We start from the raw sequence: 15,600 nt of genomic DNA on the forward strand, positions 1-15,600 counted from the left end.
AACCATGTTGAAGTATTGCCTGCTTAACAGCGGAATAACCGGCGGCCACCAGCTTGCGATCGGCGCGGCGCAGTGGGTCAAGGCGTTTCGAGGTGCGCTCGTCGAGCCAGGCGCGCTGGCACAGCGCGCCGATATCGAACGGTATGACATCGTCCACGTCATTCTGTGTCCTGAAAACTATGCGCTGATCGAACGGCTGCGCGTCGCCTTGGGCGAAAAATCCAAGACCAGGCTGATTCTATCCCTCGACACGTCTGCCTTTGATCGACACGCGTCCGAGGACGGCGTCAGATTGTCCGAAATCCACAGCAAAGCCGATCTCGTCTTCGCCAATGATCACGCCACGGTCCTGCGCTTCGAACGCGTCATCAAGCGCCCGATCTTTGAGCTGACCCATCCAGCGGATCTTCAAACGTTGTGCGTTCCCGCCGAAAAAAATAACAGAACAGCGGTTTTTGTCCCGCCGGCGCGCTTCAGCTATGTGAAGGCGCTCCTCCTCAAACTTATCGCGCCGGCCTTCACCGGCCATTGCGGCGGATGCAAGATCGATATCATCACCGGTCATCTCAAAAACAATCCGGCCGCGCTGGAAAAATTGGCCAGTTATACATTTATCTGCTTTGACTCAAAATTCAAGGATCACGATGACGAGCTGCTGTATCTAACGAGCCGCGCAGCCATACTGATCGGCGGAAGCGCCGCCGAAGTGGCTAAAAGATGTTTCTCCCTGACGGCACACAGCACTTACCGGCAGATGTTAAAGACGCTTTCGTGGCTGGCATCGGACGCCAATGCCGCCGATTACGCGCTAGAGTACGCCGCCGACAAATTAGAATATTACAATTTAGGCAACAGTGCAAACCGGATGCTTAACATCATAAACAATCACAGCGATCAGCGCGTTTTATTGGAGAACAAAGACAGCTGGCATGACGATCCCAACAGGGTAGTCTATCTGGACGCAATACCCCATATTTTCGGTCCGACTCGTGTGGCATACGAAAAAAATCAATTTGTCGTCGTTTGCCTGGTAAAGAACGGCGATGAGTATCTGCCGTCCTTCCTCAGGCATTATCGCAAGCTCGGCGCCAGGCATTTCTTCTTCATCGACAATGAATCGACTGACGACACCTTGCGCACGCTACGCCAACAGCCGGACGTGACAATTTATACCACGTCGTTAAAGCACAAAAAATACGAGAGCGAAGTCCGGCGAACAATTATCGAGAAGCATTGCGTTTCACGGTGGTGCCTGTGCGTCGACATTGACGAGTTATTTGAGTATCCGGGCTCGGAGCGGAACACCATGGCTGCGTTCCTGGATTACCTAAACACCCATCGATATACAGCCGTGGTGGCCTATATGCTCGACATGTTTGCGACAGAGCAAAACGCAACAAGCCCTTATCTCGAAGACATTTACACGAGCTTCGATTTAAGTGACATACAATGGGGCGGCTATTTTTCCGGCTTCGAAGCATTCAACGACCATAACGTTCTCCCTGTGAAAACCATTGGAAATTACTATGGTGGCGTGAGGCAGAAACATATCAAAACGGGCGAAAGCAAATTTTTACTCACCAAGCATCCTTTGATCTTCCTCGACCATCATATCGAGCCTGTGACCATGCCGCATTTTTGTAACAAATCAAGAATAGCCGACGTGACATGCCTGCTCAAACATTATAAATTGACCACGTCATTGAAGAAAAATATCGACGAAGGGATTAGCAACGACACCTTCTCGTTCATTATCAAAGACCAGATATCCGCTTACCTTTCCATGATTGAAGAAAATAACTTTTGCAACCTCTCAAATAAATATGAGAGATATGCAGGGGTGAACGCCTTGGTTGACGCCGGTTTTTTATATACCTCCGAAAGCTATAAAAATTACTCAGCCGAGGTGGCGGTGTGAAAAAAATTCTCGTCACCGGAGGCGCCGGCTTTCTTGGCAGTCACCTCTGCGAAAAACTTCTTCAACAAAATGGCGATGTGATGTGCCTGGATAATTATTTCACAGGCAGCAAATCCAACATCGTGCATTTGCTGAACCGGCCATATTTCGAGAGCATTCGACATGATGTCACCTCCCCTATTTCTCTCGAGGTCGATGAGATCTACAACCTGGCATGCCCGGCCTCGCCAGTCCACTATCAATTTGATCCGGTGCAAACGACAAAAACGTCGGTGCTCGGCGCGATAAACATGCTGGGACTGGCCAAGCGCACCGGCGCCAAAATACTTCAGGCGTCCACATCCGAGGTATACGGCGATCCGGAGGTGCATCCGCAGGTGGAGGGCTATTTTGGATCGGTCAATCCGGTGGGCATCCGGGCTTGCTATGACGAGGGCAAGCGGTGCGCGGAAACGCTGTTTTTTGACTATTACCGCCAGCACGCGGTGCCTATCAAGGTCGCGCGTATCTTCAACACCTATGGCCCCAGGATGCACCCCAACGATGGCAGGGTGGTCAGCAATTTCATTGTTCGCGCCTTGCGTGGACTACCGATCGAGATCTATGGAGACGGCAATCAGACGCGCAGTTTTTGCTACGTCGATGACTTGGTCGACGGGTTGGTGAAATTGATGGCGACGGATCAAGATTGCACGGGGCCGATCAATCTTGGAAATCCGGTGGAGTTCACCATGATCGAGCTGGCCAAGCTGATCATCTCGATGACGAACTCCAAGAGCCTCCTCGTCTTCAAACCTTTGCCTCAGGACGATCCCGCGCGGCGCCGCCCGTGCATCGGAATGGCCAGGGAGAAGCTGGACTGGTCGCCACGGATTTCCTTGGAAAATGGCTTGGACAAAACGATTTCTTATTTCTTCAACTTATTAAAAAATGACGAATGACATGGACGCTACAAAGAAACCAAGCCGCGGCGTGTATTTTTTAGCAAACAATAAAGTCTATGAACTGGCGGTCGCCTTTCTGAACAGCTTCAGGACGCACAACCGGGAGTTGGACTTATGCCTGATCCCCTACGACCAGGATGTTGACCGGATAATTGCGCTCAAGGACACTTACGCATTCTCGGTCTTCCAGGATGATCACCTGCTCGCCAGTTGTGATGCCATAAGCGAGAAATTTCACGGAAAAAGGCTGGGCGCTTACAGGAAATTCGTCGCTTGGGAAGGGACATTCGATGAATTCATCTATATCGACCTCGATACCGTCGTGCTGGATTCCGTCGACTTCGCCTACGAAAATCTACATCGCTGCGACATTTACACCTCCCATTCCAACATCGAGGCCATCAGGCAATGGGTATGGAAGGATAGCATCTACGAAAAGAATATTCTGGCCCCAGAGCAGATAGCCTTCGCGGCGAACACCGGCTTTTTCGTGAGCACGCGACACCTGCTGAACATGGGCCAGATAGAAGCTAAAGTCGATGCCGGATTGCGGTTAAAAGACGATATGGAATTGAAGTGCATGGAACAGCCATTCCTCAATTATCTGATCGTAACGTCAGGCCATCGCTACGGTAGCTTGTTGACGTTTCTCGTGTCAGGCGCCGATCCCACGGTCAAGCTGGAAATGTGGGCGGGAAATCCGGGCTGCATCGTGGGCGACGGCAAGTTACACATGCCGAACTTCCCTCCTATTTTCCTGTTGCATTGGGCCGGGATCTGGCAGTCGGACAACGGCTCCCTGTCAGAAATACCGTACAAGAAACTGTGGGATCATTACCGAAACCTGAGTCTCTCGGCTGACGTGTCGTCATGATCATTTGTTAAAGAACGTAGATATGAAATATAGTTTCGTGATACCGACCTATAACAACCGGGATAATTTGAGGAACTCTCTGCAGTCATTGGTTGTTCAGCGCGGTTATTCAAAAGATCTATATGAGGTCGTCGTTGCCGATGACGGATCCACGGACGATCTGCCCGCTTCACTTGACGATTTTCAAGAGCTATTGAACTTGAGGCTTGTGCGAATGGAGCGCGACGAGAAATCATGTCGCTCCAGAGCCAGGAACTTCGGTTGGAAGAATTCCTGCGGAGATTTCGTCGTATTCATCGACTCCGACATCATTGTAAAAGACGATCACTTGCAACAGTTGGACCGCTACTTCGACGCCAACGATGACTGTGTAGTGATCGGCAACCGCATTCACAAGCGCAGCGGAATCTCTCGAGAAACCATCGCCGATGGGACGCTATTCGACGCGTTCAAGTTTCCCATGGAAGATATTTCGAGCCTGGATTACCGGTACCTGACGTTCTCCGCCCAGTCTTTTAACGCCAGGGTGGTCCCGGATCCATGGCTGCACGCGTACTCCTGCAACATCGCCATGTCCAGGAAATGGCTCCGCAAGACCGGTGGATTCAATGAGAAGATGCTTAATTGGGGGCTTGAGGATGTCGAATTCGCATACAGACTATGCCAGGCGCATGCCGATATCCATATCAATCCCTATCTTGAGGTCCTTCATCAAAACCTCGGCCACAGGGACGACATTTCCATCAGCCGGGCACGAATGGATGGGTATCTGAAAAACATCGACTATTTTTTGTGCCTCCATCCCAGCGCGCTGGCGCACTACCCCGATCCGGTCCATGTTTTGGTCAAGGGACACGACTACGCCGAGTTCGCCATCGTGGAAAACGACATTTGCATAGACAATTTCAAGAACGAGTTCTCAGTGGACGAATTCGCGTTATTCATCATGAAAATTCGCGAAAATATCGGAAGACTTATCTTATTCGACCATGCGGACAGTTCAGGTCTCGATGTGCATGTCCAGAATTTCAAAGATCCGTCGTACCCCATTTATTATTTTCCGCTCAATAGAAAAATAGACGTGGCGCGCATGAAAAGTCATGTCGACGCCGCCAGACGTCGGGATGCCGTGGACTACCGGGCCGGCCTCGCCGCCGGTCATGAAAACCGCGGCATGGCGGTGTTAAATAATTGACACAAACCGAAAGCTACTCAATGTATAAGAATGCACCCAGCGAATTTTCCATCGCTTTGGACTTGGTATCCCGCTCCGGCATCAATCTGAGCGCGGCCACACTGACCAATTTGAGGATGGCAGCCGAAGCCAAGACGTTGACAATTTTATGGAATGGGAAAAACGAGCCCGTTGGCTACGTTTCTTGGGCCGGGGCAAACAAGGAAAGCGTCAGGATGGCCAGCCAGTTCAATCTCTCACCGTCCAGGCTTTGGGAGTTTCGAGAAGGGAACATCGCCTTCATCATGAATGTTCTATTCTCTCCAAGATTTAAGGACGAGGCGAAGGCGGAATTTAGAAAATTCGTCAGGGCGCGCCGTGCCGTGTTCTTCGTAAAGAAGGAAAAAAAACGGTTGGCGGTGAGAACCTCCCGGGGTTTCCGTTTTCCTGCCATGTGAGCCGGCGGTAACGAAATTGAATATTTCAAATTCACATAAAAAGCTCTCCTTCGTCGTCCCGTTCACGTTGGAAGAATCCATTGGCGACGTTTCGCGCTGGCGCCAGGAGGTCAACAACGACAGCGCACATCGATTCAGACTCCTGATCAGCTCATTTCTGGCGATGTTCGACCAGAACGATTTATGCGAGTTCTTAATCGTCTGCCCAGCAAAACACGTCGACGCGATACGGCGTCTGATGGCCGGCGTGACCACGGACGACAGATATGTGGTCCTTGCCGAATCCGTGGTCGTCCCGAAAATCGGCGCGGTGCTGCGAGCCGATGTCGACGGGATGGGCGGCTGGTACGCGCAACAGGTGATCAAACTCGCCGCGCATGAACTGGTGAAGACAAAATATTATCTGGTGCTGGACAGCGATATTGTGTGCATCCGGCCATGCGGCTACGACAGCTTCGTGGTTGGCGAGCGGTGCTTGTTGAACATCGAAACCAGCGCCGATTATTCCCGGCTCTACCGCCCTGATTTCATTCAACAAGAGAAGAAATTTAAACGTGACCGTTTCGCCAGTTCCTCGCGCGTGGTGAATCAAAATTTCGTTGAAGGCGGGATGGATCGCTTTTATGGGGAGACGCCGGTAGTTCTTTCCACTTCGCATGTTAGGTTATTGATCCAGGCATTGGAACGCCAGCACCGCGCCGACTGGGTCGATGCACTGGCGAAATTTCAACGGTGGACAGAGTATGGCCTGTATTTTGGTTTTTTAGAAAGCCAAAATATATTGGAAAAGGTGTACAAAGAGGCGGACTGCAACGCCATTCTCAGCCTGGAAAAGTCTGTTTGGCACGAAAGCCATCATTACCTTGTCCCCAGAGAATACAATCAGGCGCACTTCTTCGGCGAGAAAGCCGGATATTTTGCAGCTATCCAATCCTGGATACCGGAAGCCCACTGGCTGCCCTCGCGCTACGCGTCCAAGACCGAGTTTTATCGCGATATGGAAAAATGGGTGGCCGCCGCGGCCGAAAAAAATATATCGCAGACGGTTCGGCATGACCAACCGTATCCAGCAAAAGGGGCATATGGATGACTTCCCGCGTCTGATTCCCGCAGCCGCGATGATGACTCTCACAGAACTATAGCCCGATGAACTATTTCCTATTAATCCTGAGCGCCGGCCGTTTGATACCGCACTTTCTGGTGTTTACCCTCATCGATCGCACCGCCGCCATCGATGCCGACATCGACCGCTGGACCGACATAGTCTTAAATAAGAAAAAAACAGGGATTTACCACCGTTTTTTGCTGCTCATGACTTTTTTCCCGGAATTCAGAAATCTTTTCTATTACAGGGTCGGGGCCGTCGGAAAATTCCTGAGCATTTTTTGCCGCCCGATGAACACCCTTTTTCTCGCCTCGCATTCAATCGGACCTGGGCTCTTTATCCAGCACGGTTTTTCAACAATTATTGCGGCGAGAAGTATCGGAAAAAATTGCTGGATAAATCAGCAAGTCACGGTCGGATACTCCAACGAAACCGATTGTCCCGATATCGGCGACAACGTGACCATCTGCGCGGGGGCGAAAGTCATCGGTGGCGTGACGATAGGCGAAAACTCGACGGTCGGCGCCAACGCCGTTGTGATAAAAAATGTGCCGGCAAATGTAACGGTGGTGGGCGTTCCGGCGCGCATAGTAAGACACAATGGCAACCGGGTCGATGCGGCGCTATAAGGCAGTTTCCCAGCCAAGGCGTCGACTGCCGAACCGGGAGCCCGTGCGTTTGATGCTACCAGGACATGCCTCGGCATCGTCGGCCAATGAAACAAGACGACCGCGCCCTTAGCGTGTCAGCACCATCGACAGGAAGGCGCTGTTGGGGCCATTCGACAGCTTGAAAAACAGTTTGTTGCGGCCCTTGTTGAAATGCAGCACACGCTTGCCCTCGGTGCGGTTGTAGTCGCGCAGATAGGCGCCGCCGTCCTCGAAAATCTGGTTAAAGTATCCCTGCTTGTTGACGTTTCCGCCTTTCCAAACCATGTGGTCATTCAGGTAGATCTGGACATCGTCGTCGGCGCCGATCCACGCGGTCAAGTCGCAGGCCTGGTCGACGAAGACTTCGGTGTAGCCGTAGTAGACCGAGTCCTCGACCGCGTCCGGTGGAACCAACGGATAGCTCTGGGAGGTCACGTAGCGCCACTTGAGCAGGCGCTTGTCCTTGCCGAAATAAACCGCGTCCAGCACCACCGCCTTTTCCGGTGGATAGGAAGGGTTGTCGAACAGGCCTCCCTCGTGGCGGCCGGCGAACGGTCCGATGATGTACCAGCTGTTCAGGTAGACGCGGTTGGCATACTCGCCGCCCGCGCCGAGCATGCGCCCGTGTCCCGGCACCATAGTGGCGACATCGACCGGCGGAATCCGGCCGGCGCCTTTGTCGAAGAAGCTGGTCTTGTTGCCGAAGTAGCTCTTCGATGCCGTCGTCTCTCCGCCTGGCCTATCGGTGCCGATAAACTCGGCGATTTCCGCGCCCACCGAGCTGCCGCGCCCGTGGCCCTGGGCAGCCGCCCCCGCCTGCCCAGGGCCAGTGCCTTGACTGCCCGCCTCGACCGGCACGCCGTTCGCCCTGGCCTGGAGCTGGCGCGCGCGCTGTGCCAGCGTGGTCCGCGCCTTGGCTTCGAGCGCGGCGATTTCGCCGGCGGCGGTCTCCGGGGTGACGGCGACCTGCGCGCCGCCGCGCGGGTGGTCCGCCGGGGGATTGCCAGCGTCGGTGCTGCCACCCTTCGCCTCGGCCTCGTGTCGCTGCGGCGGCTTTGCCGGCGCGCTTGCCTGGTCGGCCTGGAGCGCGGGGGTCTCGCTGGCCGCGGTCGGCGCCTCGGCCACAGCCGCCGGCTTGGCCACGGCCGGCGGCTTGTCCGCGCCGGTCAGCATGGCCAGCTCCTCGGCCTGGATATCCTTGTTCAACGCGTCGATCGCCTTGGCCAGCTCGCGCGCCTGGTCCAACATTTGCTGGGGCGTCTCCGGCTCGGCGGGCATGGCTGCACCCGGTGCCGGCGCCGGCTCGCTGTCGCCACGGCCGGCCGACTTCTCGAGCAATTGCTTGATGGTCTGCAGATCGCGCAGTCGCTGCGCCGAGCTCGCTTGGCTTGTCGCGCGCAGGCTGGAAGCGACATCGGCTTCCTGCTGGCGCAGCGACAACTGATAACTACCGAAGTAGTACAACAGGGCCAGCAGCGCGGCATGCGCGAGCACAGACACGGATAAGTAGGGCCGGCGCGCGGCGGCCGACCAAACGATCGCAAACGGCGACGAAGAGTGCCACGCGTCCGCTTTCATCGGCGGGTGTGCATGGAAATCTTGGTCAGGCCCTCGAACTGGCACAGGTCGAGCACGTGGACGATATCCTGGTAGCGGGCCATTTCGTCGCCGTCGATGCGGATCGGCCGGCCAGGCGTGCTCGCCGCCTCCCGCTTGAGGCGATCATGCAGCCCCTGCACCGACACCGCGCTGCCGTCGAGATACAGTTTGCCGTGCTTGTCGACGCCGATCGTCAGCGGCGCCGCGCCCGCGCCGATGCGGTCCAAGCTCATTTGCGCGCTCGGCAAAGTCACCGGCAATTCCTTCTGCGGCTTTTCCCCGACCGGCTGCTTGAACGAGGTCGCCACCATGAAAAACATTAGCAGGAAAAAGATGCAGTCGATGAGCGCGATCAGGCCGATCTCAGGCGTTTCCTCCTCGCCCAGATTAATGCGCATGCTGCACCACTTGCAGGGGCGGCGTTTCCGGCTGGAGCAGGAACCATTGATTGATCAGGGTGTTGGTTTGCTTTTCCAGCGCCAGACCGAGCGTCGCCAGGCGGTGCTTGAAAAAGTGGTGCATGCCCAGCGCGGGCAAGGCCACCGTCAGGCCGGCGGCCGTGTTGACCAGCGCTTTTGAAATCCCGCCCGCCAGCAGGGCCGGATTGCCCATGCCTTCGGCGTAGGCGATCACATGGAAGGCGTCGATCATGCCCAGCACCGTGCCGAGCAGACCGACGATCGGCGCGACGGTGGCCACGATCGCCAACGCGTAGGCTTTTTGCGCATGCTGGCGCAACTCCATCGACGCGATGTCGCCAACGGCGCTGTTGATGACCGCGTAAGGCTGATGGCGCTGCGCGACCATGCACGCGATCACGCGCGCCAAGGTGCTGCCGTCTTCGGCCAGCAGTTGTTCAATCTCGGCGAAGCGGTGCGCCGCCCACAGCGGCTGGACCCGCGCCACCAAGCCGGCCGGGGCCACGGCCTTGGCGCGCAGATGCGCGATGCGCTCGATCGTCACCGCCAGGAACAGTATCGACAGTGCCAACGTCACCAGCACGGCGGCGCCCCCTTCGACGAGCTGCTCGAACAGGTTGATTTCGGCTCCAAAGGCTACCGCCGGCAGGCCGGCCAAAAGGACGGCACCGGCAAGTGGTTTCACAGCGATCATTTTATTACCTATAAAAAACGTTACTTCGATGCTAATATGACGGCAGTGGGAAGTCAATGCAAAGTGCCCGCCCTCAACCAGGCGGCTCTTCAAAATGAAATTTCATTGCGTCGCTTGGTCAATTTCACAATTGAAGTCAGGCCGATATTAATTAAATAATAATTTTAAAATTGCTTGCGGAGATACTGTCGCGAAATGAAAACTGCAAAATTAAAGCGTTTACTAAACATCCGCGCCACCGATACCCCCACGCCGCCCACGCGGCCAAAAAATTTCTACCTGTCTTCCTCCTGTTCGGCAGCGGAACACTAGTCGGTACCGTTATCTATACGGGCTATCTGGCTACCCCCTATCATATTGACTGGGGACGGGCCATGTTTGTTGGCTTATTCGCCGGGATCGCGGCGTCGATAGCCCATCGATTCATGGACAGATGATCGAGTCGCGTCGCTGATAAATGGATGAAATGTGAACGACTTTGATCGAAAAAAAGAAATCGCGCTCAATTTGCTTCGCAAAACGAATATCAAAGAGAGAAATTACCTGCCGCCGATGTTTCCATTTCTATGGCGATTTGGCGTCCAGGTTCCACCGCCCCACTTCATCGGTCTTTTGCCGCTGATATTGATTATGGGATTGCCGTTCGGTTTTTGCGGCTTGGGCTTCTATATGATGGACCTTGGAAACAAGCCCTTTTCCCCAAGCGCGGCAATCGCCTTGGTCTGTGCGATCACGCTGTTCTTGGGCGCCGGATTCGGCTTTTACTATCGCGGCAGCGCCAGAGCACGCCGCCTGCCCTCCTGGAAAACCCTGTAGCGGGGACGCCGCGCTGTTTTTTACACGCTGGACATATTCAACTGCTGCGGGAGATGCCACAATCATGCCTTTTGGCGAGCTCAGGAGGCTATAGTGAAGGATACGGTACCGGTAACAGCGCAACCACAGCGGGACGCACCCGCCAACCCGTCGCGCCGCCGCATCTTCCAGGCCGCCGCCGCGACCGGCCTGGCCACTTCCCTGCCCGCGCTGAGCGAGGCCGCCCCCGCCAGACAGCCCGCCAAGGGCTCGCTCGACGCCAAGCTCAAGGCCCACGTCAAGAACGTGGTGGTGATCTACCTGGAAAACCGCAGCTTCAACAACCTGTTCGCCAACTTCCCCGGCACCGCCGCGCCGCTGTCGGCCGCGCCGGCCGCCGCCTGCCTGCAGCGCGACCGCGACGGCTCCGTGCTGCCGGCGCTGCCCAAGGTGTGGGGCGGCATGGTGCCCAACACCCAGGACATCGGCGGTAAAAAATACGTGCTGAAGGAGGACGACGTCAAGGACCTGCCGAACGCGCCGTTCAAGCTGGCCGACGCCGAAGGCAAGCCGCTGCCCGAGGCGGTCATCACGCGCGACCTGTGGCACCTGTTCTACCAGAACCAGATGCAGATCAACGGCGGCAAGAACGACGGCTTCGCCGCGTGGGGCAACACCGGCGGCATGGTCATGGGCTACTACGGCGAGGCCAGCAAAAACCTCGGCCTGTGGAAGATCGCCGAGCAGTACACCTTGTGCGACAACTTCTTCATGGCCGCTTTCGGCGGCTCCTACCTGAACCACCAGTTCCTGATCAGCGGCCGCACGCCGGAATACTTCAACGCCCCGCAAACGGCGGCCAAGAAGAAGATCGCGGTGCTCGACGACGGTCCCACCGGCATGTGGCTGAGCGTGACCAAGGACAGCCCCGCCTCGGCGATGGACGGCATGCCGGTCTACGTCAACAACGGCGCCATCACGCCGGACGGCTACGCGGTCAACACCATGGCGCCGCCCTACCAGCCCAGCTACATCCGCCCGGCCGCCGGCGGCGACAAGCTGCTGGCCGATCCCGACGACGCCGCCACCCTGCCGCCGCAGACCTACGACACCATCGGCGACCTGCTGTCGGCCAAGAAGGTCGGCTGGGCGTGGTACGGCGGCGCGTGGCAGGCGGCGCTCGACGCGCGCGGCGGCGGCGAGAAGCCCAACTTCCAGTACCACCACCAGCCGCTCAACTACTTCCGCCAGTTCGCGCCCGGCACCGCGGCGCGCGCCGAGCATCTGCGCGACGCCGGCATGGGCGACAGCCCGATCTCGAACAAATTCATCGCCGACGCCATCGCCGGCAAGCTGCCGGCCGTGACGTTCTACAAGCCGCAGGGGAACCTCAATCTGCATGCCGGCTACTCGGACGTGGAATCCGGCGACGCCCACATCGCCAACGTCGTCGAGCACCTGAAGAAGTCCCCGCAGTGGAAGGACATGGTGGTGGTGATCACCTTCGACGAGAACGGCGGCTGGTGGGACCACGTGGCGCCGCCCAAGGGCGACCGCTGGGGACCCGGCTCGCGCATCCCGGCCATCGTGGTCTCGCCGTTCGCGAAAAAGGGCCAGGTCGACCACAGCTTCTACGACACCACGTCGATCCTGCGCTTCATCACCCGCCTGCACGATTTGCCGCTGCTGCACGGGCTGAAGGTGCGCAACGAGGCCTTCGCCGCGCGCCAGGCGACGCCGCCGGGCGACCTGACGGGGGCCTTGAGCTTCCGCTGATTGACCTGCAGGCCGCGCCGGTGTGCTACAATCGCGGCTATTACCTCACTGAGCCCGACTCCTGCAGCCGGGCTTTTGTTTTGAGCGGCGCCTTTTCGACGGCGCCGTGGGCACGAGATTTTGAAATGAGAGATAAAAAAGATAACGCCACGTTCGACCTGCCCGGTTTCAGCCCGGCCGCGCCGCTCGAACCGGAAGCGAAGCGTCCACCGGCGCCCCGCGCCAGACGCGCGCAGCTCAAACAGGAACAACTCGAACTGCTCGAACCGACCGACGCCAGCGGCTTGCCGGTCTGGGTCCGCGACGATGCCCTGGACCTGACCGGCCTGCCGGTGTGGGCGCGGGACTAATCAATACCGTAATCAATACCGTAAGACCACCGCAACATCACCACCGCACACAGCATCAGGGCCGGAACGGAGCCTGTTAGACTGTGCTTACGTCCTTTTTGAACAGGCCTGACATCATGACCCCGACCGACACCACCGCGCCCGCCGGCGACAACACCGCCTTCGCCAGCCTGCCGCTGACCGCCGAATTCCTCGCCAACCTCGATTCGCTCGGCTACAAGGCGATGACCACCATCCAGGCGCAAAGCCTGCCGTCGGTGCTGGCCGGGCGCGACCTGATCGCCCAGGCCAAGACCGGCAGCGGCAAGACCGCCGCCTTCGGCATCGGCATCCTGGCCAAATTGAATCCGGCGTGGTTCGCGGTGCAGGCGCTGGTGCTGTGCCCCACCCGCGAGCTGGCCGACCAGGTGGCCAACGAGTTGCGCCGCCTGGCGCGCAGCACCGGCAACGTCAAGGTGCTGGTGCTGACCGGCGGCTCGCCGATGCGCCCGCAAATCGCCTCGCTCGAACACGGCGCCCACATCGTCGTCGGCACCCCGGGCCGCGTGCGCGACCATCTGGGCCGCAATACGCTGGACCTGTCGAAGGTCGAGACCCTGGTGCTCGACGAGGCCGACCGCATGACCGACATGGGCTTCTACGACGAAATCGCCGGCATCGTCAGCGCCTGCCCGAAGCGCCGCCAGACCTTGCTGTTCTCGGCCACCTATCCGGACGACATCCGCCGCGCCACCGATTCCTTCCTGGCCGATCCGGTCGAAGTGACGGTCGAGGCGCAGCACGACAACAGCAAGATCGAGCAGCTGTTCTTCGAGATCGGCTTCGACCAGCGCACCGCCGCCGTCGGCAAGCTGCTGGGCCACTACAAGCCGGCATCGGCTATCGCCTTCTGCAACACCAAGGTGCAGTGCCGCGAACTTGCCGAGGACCTGCGCGCCAAGGGCTTCTCGGCGCTGGCCCTGTTCGGCGAACTGGAACAGCGCGAGCGCGACGAGATCCTGGTGCTGTTCTCGAACCGCAGCTGCTCGGTGCTGGTGGCCACCGACGTCGCCGCGCGCGGCCTCGACATCCCCAACCTGGAGGCGGTGATCAACGTCGACGTCTCCAAGGACACCGAGGTGCACATCCACCGCATCGGCCGCACCGGCCGCGTCGGCGAAAAAGGCCTGGCGCTGTCGCTGTGCGCGCCCAACGAGAAGAAGTGGGTCAAGCTGATCGAGGAATACCAGGGCTCGCAGGCCGAGTGGTTCGACCTCGATAGCCTGGACGGCGACGACTACGGCGTCGATCCGGCGCCGATGATGACCTTGGTGATCTCGGGCGGCAAGAAGGACAAGCTGCGTCCGGGCGACCTGCTGGGCGCGCTGACCGGCGACGCCGGCCTGAGCAAGGAACAAGTGGGCAAGATCAACGTGTCCGAGTTCCAGACCTACGTCGCCATCGACCGCCGCGTCGCCTACGAGGCGTTCGACCGCCTGAGCAAGAACAACCCGCTGGGCGGCGACTTCGGCGCCATCAAGGGCCGCAACTTCAAGATGCGCTTCATCGAGGTGTAAGGCGCTCGACGTCGGGCAGCAACACGGTCAGCACGCCAAGCAGCGGCAGGTAGGAACACAGCTTGTAGACATAGGCGATGCCGGCGACATCGGCGATATGGCCCATGGCGGCGGCGCCGATGCCGCTGACGCCAAACATCAAGCCGAAGAAGATCCCGGCGATCATGCCCACCTTGCCCGGCATGAGCTCCTGCGCGAACACCACGATGGCGGAGAACGCCGACGAGATCACGAAGCCGATCACCACGCTCAGTATCGCGGTCCACAGCAGGTCCACGTACGGCAGCATCAGCGTGAACGGCGCGGCGCCCAGGATCGACATCCAGATCACCCGCTTGCGGCCGATGCGGTCGCCGATCGGGCCGCCCATGAAGGTGCCGGCCGCCACCGCCGCCAGGAACAAGAACAGATACATCTGCGCCGACGCCACCGACAACCCGAATTTATCGATCAGGTAGAACGTGTAGTAGCTGCTCAAGCTGGACATGTAGATATATTTGGAGAACACCAGCAGCGCCAGCACCGCCAACGCGCCGAGCACGCGGCCCTGGGACAGCGGCGACGCCACCGGCGCCGCCGCCTTGCGCGGCAAGCCGGCCAGATGTTCGCTGTGCCAGCGGCTCACGCGCACCAGCACCGCGATCGCCACCACCACCAGAATCGCGAACCAGGCGATATTGCCCTGCCCCCGGCCGATGATGATGGCGGCGGCGAGCAAAGGTCCCAGCGCCGAGCCGACATTGCCGCCCACCTGGAACAGCGACTGCGCGAAGCCGAAGCGGCCGCCGGAGGCGATGCGCGCCACGCGCGAGGCCTCGGGGTGGAAGGTCGACGAGCCGACGCCGATCAGCGCGGCCGCCGCCAGCAGGCCCGCGAAGCTGGCGGCGACCGACATCAGCAGCACGCCGACCAGCGTCGCGCACATCCCCAGCGGCAGCAGGAAGGGCATCGGCTTGCGGTCGGTGTACAGCCCGATCCACGGTTGCAGCAGCGAGGCGGTGCACTGGAAGACCAGCGTGATCAGGCCGACCTGCGTGAAACTCAGGCCGAACTGCGCCTTTAGCATCGGGTAGATCGAGGGCAGCATGGCCTGCGTCAGGTCGTTGAGCAGGTGCACCAGCGCCACCGCGCCGAGGATGCGCATGACGGTTGGGCCGTGCGGCCGGCTGGCTGTAGCGTGCGGCGCCGCGCTGGCGGCGGCGGACTCTGTAACTGTAGCTGTGGAAGTCATGATGGAGCCTTAGGTGTCGAAGGGTTCAGTGTATGATGGCTCCTGCAACCACATATT

Annotated in this window: 15 protein-coding genes; 11 read left to right on the top strand and 4 right to left on the bottom strand. The window is 58.5% G+C overall.

Annotated features, from left to right (window positions below; all coding sequences use genetic code 11):
* Nucleotides 1–4: 4 nt before the first annotated feature.
* The 7 genes from JOD97_RS08415 to JOD97_RS33090 are packed head-to-tail and all read left to right on the top strand — an operon-like array spanning nucleotide 5 to nucleotide 7,102.
* The gene (locus JOD97_RS08415) at nucleotides 5–1,918 is read left to right on the top strand and encodes a glycosyltransferase family 2 protein (RefSeq protein ID WP_209715195.1); all 1,914 of its coding nucleotides are present in this window, start codon (nucleotides 5–7) and stop codon (nucleotides 1,916–1,918) included.
* Complete coding sequence (locus tag JOD97_RS08420; protein WP_209715198.1) at nucleotides 1,915–2,859, top strand: UDP-glucuronic acid decarboxylase family protein; 945 nt, start codon at nucleotides 1,915–1,917, stop codon at nucleotides 2,857–2,859. Before JOD97_RS08415 ends, JOD97_RS08420 begins: the two co-directional genes overlap by 4 nt.
* Nucleotide 2,860: 1 nt before the next feature.
* Nucleotides 2,861–3,736, top strand: coding sequence for a hypothetical protein (locus tag JOD97_RS08425; RefSeq protein ID WP_209715199.1), 876 nt, complete (start codon nucleotides 2,861–2,863; stop codon nucleotides 3,734–3,736).
* A gap of 22 nt (nucleotides 3,737–3,758) precedes the next feature.
* The gene (locus tag JOD97_RS08430) at nucleotides 3,759–4,931 is read left to right on the top strand and encodes a glycosyltransferase family 2 protein (RefSeq protein WP_209715202.1); all 1,173 of its coding nucleotides are present in this window, start codon (nucleotides 3,759–3,761) and stop codon (nucleotides 4,929–4,931) included.
* Nucleotides 4,928–5,368, top strand: coding sequence for a hypothetical protein (locus JOD97_RS08435; RefSeq protein WP_209715205.1), 441 nt, complete (start codon nucleotides 4,928–4,930; stop codon nucleotides 5,366–5,368). Before JOD97_RS08430 ends, JOD97_RS08435 begins: the two co-directional genes overlap by 4 nt.
* Nucleotides 5,369–5,384: 16 nt before the next feature.
* Nucleotides 5,385–6,458 carry a DUF6492 family protein gene (locus tag JOD97_RS08440; RefSeq protein ID WP_209715208.1) on the top strand — a complete coding sequence of 358 codons (1,074 nt, stop codon included), beginning with the start codon at nucleotides 5,385–5,387 and terminating at the stop codon, nucleotides 6,456–6,458.
* Between the two features lie 56 nt (nucleotides 6,459–6,514).
* The gene (locus JOD97_RS33090) at nucleotides 6,515–7,102 is read left to right on the top strand and encodes a serine O-acetyltransferase (protein WP_304511209.1); all 588 of its coding nucleotides are present in this window, start codon (nucleotides 6,515–6,517) and stop codon (nucleotides 7,100–7,102) included.
* Between the two features lie 108 nt (nucleotides 7,103–7,210).
* Here JOD97_RS33090 and JOD97_RS08450 read toward each other — a convergent pair whose 3' ends face one another.
* From JOD97_RS08450 to JOD97_RS08460, 3 genes are all read right to left on the bottom strand, one after another.
* Complete coding sequence (locus JOD97_RS08450) at nucleotides 7,211–8,623, bottom strand: hypothetical protein (RefSeq protein ID WP_209715210.1); 1,413 nt, start codon at nucleotides 8,621–8,623, stop codon at nucleotides 7,211–7,213.
* Between the two features lie 74 nt (nucleotides 8,624–8,697).
* Nucleotides 8,698–9,120 (bottom strand): biopolymer transporter ExbD, encoded by a 423-nt coding sequence (locus JOD97_RS08455; protein ID WP_209715212.1) that lies wholly within the window; start codon nucleotides 9,118–9,120, stop codon nucleotides 8,698–8,700.
* Nucleotides 9,110–9,835 (bottom strand): MotA/TolQ/ExbB proton channel family protein, encoded by a 726-nt coding sequence (locus JOD97_RS08460; protein ID WP_209715215.1) that lies wholly within the window; start codon nucleotides 9,833–9,835, stop codon nucleotides 9,110–9,112. The genes JOD97_RS08455 and JOD97_RS08460 overlap by 11 nt, the downstream gene beginning before the upstream one ends.
* Before the next feature lie 468 nt (nucleotides 9,836–10,303).
* Here JOD97_RS08460 and JOD97_RS08465 point away from each other — a divergent pair, with 468 nt between their 5' ends.
* The 4 genes from JOD97_RS08465 (at nucleotide 10,304) to dbpA (ending at nucleotide 14,312) form a co-directional block, all read left to right on the top strand.
* Nucleotides 10,304–10,651 (top strand): DUF6404 family protein, encoded by a 348-nt coding sequence (locus JOD97_RS08465; RefSeq protein ID WP_209715217.1) that lies wholly within the window; start codon nucleotides 10,304–10,306, stop codon nucleotides 10,649–10,651.
* A 93-nt stretch (nucleotides 10,652–10,744) separates the two neighbouring features.
* Nucleotides 10,745–12,406 carry an acid phosphatase gene (locus JOD97_RS08470; protein ID WP_209715220.1) on the top strand — a complete coding sequence of 554 codons (1,662 nt, stop codon included), beginning with the start codon at nucleotides 10,745–10,747 and terminating at the stop codon, nucleotides 12,404–12,406.
* A 125-nt stretch (nucleotides 12,407–12,531) separates the two neighbouring features.
* Nucleotides 12,532–12,756, top strand: coding sequence for a hypothetical protein (locus JOD97_RS08475; RefSeq protein ID WP_209715223.1), 225 nt, complete (start codon nucleotides 12,532–12,534; stop codon nucleotides 12,754–12,756).
* Between the two features lie 116 nt (nucleotides 12,757–12,872).
* Entirely contained in the window at nucleotides 12,873–14,312 is a 1,440-nt protein-coding gene (gene dbpA, locus JOD97_RS08480; RefSeq protein WP_209715226.1) for an ATP-dependent RNA helicase DbpA, read from the top strand.
* On the opposite strand, the gene JOD97_RS08485 is transcribed toward dbpA, so the two are convergent.
* Entirely contained in the window at nucleotides 14,299–15,543 is a 1,245-nt protein-coding gene (locus JOD97_RS08485) for an MFS transporter (RefSeq protein ID WP_209715229.1), read from the bottom strand. The genes dbpA and JOD97_RS08485 overlap by 14 nt on opposite strands.
* Nucleotides 15,544–15,600 lie beyond the last annotated feature (57 nt).

Source organism: Duganella sp. 1411 (assembly GCF_017833525.1).
GTDB lineage: Bacteria > Pseudomonadota > Gammaproteobacteria > Burkholderiales > Burkholderiaceae_D > Rugamonas.